Origin of the sequence: Trichlorobacter sp. (assembly GCF_030247655.1) — a bacterium.
Taxonomy (GTDB): domain Bacteria; phylum Desulfobacterota; class Desulfuromonadia; order Geobacterales; family Pseudopelobacteraceae; genus Trichlorobacter.
In genome coordinates this window covers 1-4,108 of the sequence record NZ_JAOTRZ010000243.1, presented here as the reverse complement: position 1 = coordinate 4,108, position 4,108 = coordinate 1, and the positions used below count along the sequence as shown (strand labels likewise).

The 4,108-nt window shown below is 53.7% G+C and carries 5 protein-coding genes and 1 pseudogene; all 6 read right to left on the bottom strand.

Going from position 1 to position 4,108, the window contains the following annotated elements; all coding sequences use genetic code 11:
* Positions 1 to 294, bottom strand: a pseudogene (locus tag OEL57_RS14795) (protein-(glutamine-N5) methyltransferase, release factor-specific); the annotation flags it as partial.
* Between the two features lie 137 nt (positions 295 to 431).
* Complete coding sequence (gene prfA / locus OEL57_RS14790; RefSeq protein ID WP_300741505.1) at positions 432 to 1,499, bottom strand: peptide chain release factor 1; 1,068 nt, start codon at positions 1,497 to 1,499, stop codon at positions 432 to 434.
* 11 nt (positions 1,500 to 1,510) lie between these two features.
* The gene (locus OEL57_RS14785) at positions 1,511 to 2,434 is read right to left on the bottom strand and encodes a DUF1385 domain-containing protein (RefSeq protein WP_300741503.1); all 924 of its coding nucleotides are present in this window, start codon (positions 2,432 to 2,434) and stop codon (positions 1,511 to 1,513) included.
* Positions 2,435 to 3,127 carry an FAD-dependent thymidylate synthase gene (gene thyX, locus OEL57_RS14780; RefSeq protein WP_300741501.1) on the bottom strand — a complete coding sequence of 231 codons (693 nt, stop codon included), beginning with the start codon at positions 3,125 to 3,127 and terminating at the stop codon, positions 2,435 to 2,437.
* A gap of 72 nt (positions 3,128 to 3,199) precedes the next feature.
* A complete protein-coding gene (gene rpmE, locus OEL57_RS14775) occupies positions 3,200 to 3,400 on the bottom strand; it encodes a 50S ribosomal protein L31 (RefSeq protein WP_078789211.1) in 201 nt (66 codons plus the stop codon).
* A 111-nt stretch (positions 3,401 to 3,511) separates the two neighbouring features.
* Positions 3,512 to 4,108, bottom strand: a 597-nt coding sequence (rho, locus tag OEL57_RS14770; RefSeq protein WP_300741498.1) for a transcription termination factor Rho, incomplete at its 5' end; no start/stop codon positions are given.

Here is a 4,108-nt window from a genome sequence, read left to right as displayed (position 1 = left end):
AGAGACATCATTGGTAACGAGAAATTCACGCCCGTCAAACTCCTGGCTACCCAGGATATGCTGCAACGGTTCGCGCCTGCCGCGACGGGCCACCATACTGCGATAGAGGGTCAGCTCATCATCCTGCAACGGCTTGTCAAAGTTCAGGTAGAGCCCCATCCGGTCAAGACCGGTGGCCTCACACAGCAGCCATTCTGCCTCACGGCGGGCATTTTCCACCCCTTTTTCAGCCAGGTAGCCGACCGTCCAGGTCAGAACCTTGAGGGTAGTCCATATCTCTGTTTCAGTAGGCATAGAGGGATAAACCTGGCGGTTTCAGGTCACGGGTGATAGCAAGGCGGTGAGAAGTCCGGCGACGCAGGCGTAGATGGCACTACGTCGAGGAGTCGGCGACGAACCAACGCCGCTAGCGCCGTGAGCTGGAAGCGCCATCAGTTACCTTCACTTTGGGCTTTAAGTGCTTCCATCTGGTAAAAGGTACGCAGGGAATCTGTAATCTCTTCAATGTCGCCTGCCATAATTGAATCCAGCCGATAAAGTGTCAGGCCGATGCGGTGATCAGTCATCCTGCCCTGGGGGAAGTTGTAGGTGCGAATCCGCTCGGAACGATCACCAGACCCCACCTGCTGCTTGCGGTCTGCCGCCATTTTTGAATTTTGTTCCTGCAGGATATTGTCCAGAATGCGGGTCTTCAAGACCTTCATCGCCTTGGCCCGGTTCTTGATCTGGCTACGCTCTTCCTGACAGGCCACCACCGTACCGGTTGGCAAGTGAGTGATCCGAACCGCCGAATCGGTGGTGTTAACGTGCTGACCACCGGCACCGGAAGAACGATAGACATCAATCTTCAGATCGTCCGGTCTGATGTCGATATCCACATCCTCTGCCTCGGCCATGATCGCCACGGTGCAGGCAGAGGTATGAATTCTGCCCTGGGCTTCGGTTTCAGGCACCCGTTGAACCCGGTGAGTACCGGATTCATACTTCAGCTTGGCAAAGACATCCTGCCCCTCAATGGAGGCGATCACCTCTTTGTAGCCACCGCGCTCTGACTCGGAGCAGGAAAGCATTTCCACCTTCCAGCGGTTCTTCTCGGCAAACCGGGAGTACATCCGAAACAGATCGCCACTGAACAGGGCTGACTCATCGCCGCCCGTTCCAGCCCGAATCTCCAGAATAACGTCACGGGAATCATTGGGATCTTTAGGAAGCAGCAGGATCTTGATCTCTGCATCAAGACGCTCTTTTTCTTCGCTGAGACGACTGATCTCTTCTTCCGCCATCTCCTTCATCTCTGGATCAGACAGCAGCTCCTGATTCTCTTGCAGCTCCTCCTGCACCTTTTTATAGCGCCGAAAGGCCTCGATCAGCGGGGCCAGATCTGCATGTTCACGGGAGAGCTTACGGAACTCGGGCTGGTTGGCAATCACCGTTGGATCGGACAGCAATGATTCCAGTTCCTGAAAACGGATCTCTAAATCCTGTATTTTGTCAAACATCTGTTAATTCCTCACACAACAAGTCTGTCGTCAGAATAGCCACCATTCTCATCAAGCGCTTCCTTAACCGAACGGATCGCCACCTCAATCTGGTCATCATCCGGCTCTCGGGTGGTCAGACGTTGTAACGCCAGTCCAGGAGTAATCACCAGCTTCACCAGCGGATTCTGATCGTTTTTGGCGCTCCACTTCAGAAACTCGTAGGAGATACCGGCAATCAGCGGCAACAGCACCACCCGCGACAATGCCTTGTAGACAAAGGGCCACGCCTTGGGGATCAGAGAGAAAACACCGATACTGACCAACATCACAATCAGCAGAAAACTGGTGCCGCAGCGGGGATGCAGGCGGCTGAAACTCTTTACCCGTTCAACCGTCAGCTCTGCACCTGCTTCAAAGGCAAAGATCGTTTTGTGCTCAGCGCCGTGGTATTGAAAAACCCGCTGGATATCCTTCATTCGGGCAATTGACCAGATGTAGATCAGGAAAACAATCACCCTGATCACGCCATCCACCAGGTTAAAAACCACGTTGTGATCACCGATAATCGGCACCAGCAGCTTGGTCAGGTACAGGGGCAGAAAAAAGAACAGGGCGATGCCGAAACCAAAGGCCACCGCCATGGTACCGGCCAGGGCCCAGGAGGTCAGTTCTTCTTTTTTACTCTCGCCGTTCTCGTCAACCTCTTCTTCAAGCGCCTCATTGGCGGAAAAGTTCAGCGCCTTGATCCCCAGAATCAGCGACGTGAACAGGGCAACAGCCCCACGCAGAATCGGCAGTTTCACAATCGGATACCGTTCTGAAAGGGGAGGCATCTGCTCCCGTTTGACCACGATCTCGCCACTGGGACGTCTGACCGCAATGGCCATGGCCCGGGGGGCACGCATCATCACCCCTTCAAGTATGGCCTGACCACCGATATTGATTTTTTCCATTTAGGTAAGACTCCTGAACTGCTTACGCACCTGGGCCGTACGGCCACAGCAGAATTCACCTTCCGGACAGGGACCGGCAACACAGCCGGGACCGGCATCACGGAAAATGGTAGGGGCGGCCTGCTTGGCCAGCTTCAACATCCCCACCGCCATACTCCTGATCTCCCACTGGGCACGCATGCAACAGCGCAGTTTAAAGAAATGCAGCAGTTCACGGGCATTCATGGTGATGATGACCTTGGTCTCAGTGGCATTGGGCAGCAGGTAACGGGCATCCTCAGGCTGCACCCCCATCTCCACCAGTTGCTTATAGGCCTGATGCACCACCCCGACCGTGAAATCAAAGATCCGTTTTGCTTCCTCATTGGAATCAATCGACGGTGGGACGACCGCATCAAAGCGCTCAACATGGGAGACATAGCGCTGGGATTGCTGGGAATAGGAGGCCACCCGGTGACGCACCAACTGGTGGGAAGTAACCCTTGAGATCCCCTCCACTCCAAAGGTAAAAGAGGCATGCTCCAGCACCGAGTGGTGGCCAAGGGACATGATCTTGTCGATAAACTGGCGGATATCACCGCTACCGATCTTTTCCTTCAGCTCAGCAAGACCGGTGGGGGAATAGCAGAGCCGTGCCGCCAGGGCAACGGTCCGTTCAGGTTCAGGGGTGTGATGCAGTAGTTCAATATTCATACGATCCCCGCAAGATGCAAAAAGGGGGCTGCGCCTTACGACGCACCCCCCCTGACAATACTGGCTACTAAGCTAAGCCTGGCCGTAACGCTTCTTAAACCGCTCAACACGACCAGCAGTATCAACCAGCTTCTGCTTGCCAGTGAAGAAAGGGTGGCAGGCAGAACAAATCTCGGTAAAGATTTCCTTGCGGGTGGAACGGGTCTGAAAGCTGTTGCCACAGGCACATTTAACGGTTACTTCGTTGTACATCGGGTGAATTCCTTCTTTCATCTGCTACCTCCTGATAATTGCAGCTCGTTTAATAAAGCTGTGTATTGGCCAAATTGCAGGATATCGGATTTACACAAAAAACATCAAGCACTTTTTTGAACAGACTACAGACTACTTGTTCATGGAATCGAGGAAATCCTGATTGCCCTTGGTCTCAGACAGTTTATCCAGCAGAAATTCCATGGCATCCACCACGTTCATCGGATGCAGGATCTTGCGCAGGATCCAGATCCGGTTCAGCGATATCCGCTCAATCAGCAACTCTTCCTTACGGGTGCCGGACTTATTGATATCAATAGCAGGGAAGGTACGTTTTTCAACCAGACGGCGATCCAGGTGGACCTCCATGTTACCGGTGCCCTTGAACTCCTCAAAGATAACTTCATCCATCTTGCTACCGGTATCCACCAGAGCGGTGGCGATGATGGTCAGCGAACCGCCTTCTTCAATGTTACGGGCTGCACCAAAGAACCGCTTCGGCTTCTGCAGGGCGTTGGCATCCACACCACCAGTCAGGATCTTGCCGGAAGGTGGCAGCACGGTGTTGTAGGCACGGGCCAGACGGGTAATGGAATCCAGCAGAATCACGACATCTTTTTTGTGCTCTACCAGCCGCTTGGCCTTTTCAATCACCATCTCGGCCACCTGAACGTGACGGGTCGCCGGTTCATCAAAGGTGGATGAAACCACCTCACCATTAACGGAACG

Bases quoted from the DNA above. Each gene is read 5' to 3' on its own strand.
- prfA (WP_300741505.1), bottom strand. From the start codon at position 1,499: ATGTTTGACAAAATACAGGATTTAGAGATCCGTTTTCAGGAACTGGAA.
- OEL57_RS14785 (WP_300741503.1), bottom strand. From the start codon at position 2,434: ATGGAAAAAATCAATATCGGTGGTCAGGCCATACTTGAAGGGGTGATG.
- thyX (WP_300741501.1), bottom strand. From the start codon at position 3,127: ATGAATATTGAACTACTGCATCACACCCCTGAACCTGAACGGACCGTT.
- rpmE (WP_078789211.1), bottom strand. From the start codon at position 3,400: ATGAAAGAAGGAATTCACCCGATGTACAACGAAGTAACCGTTAAATGT.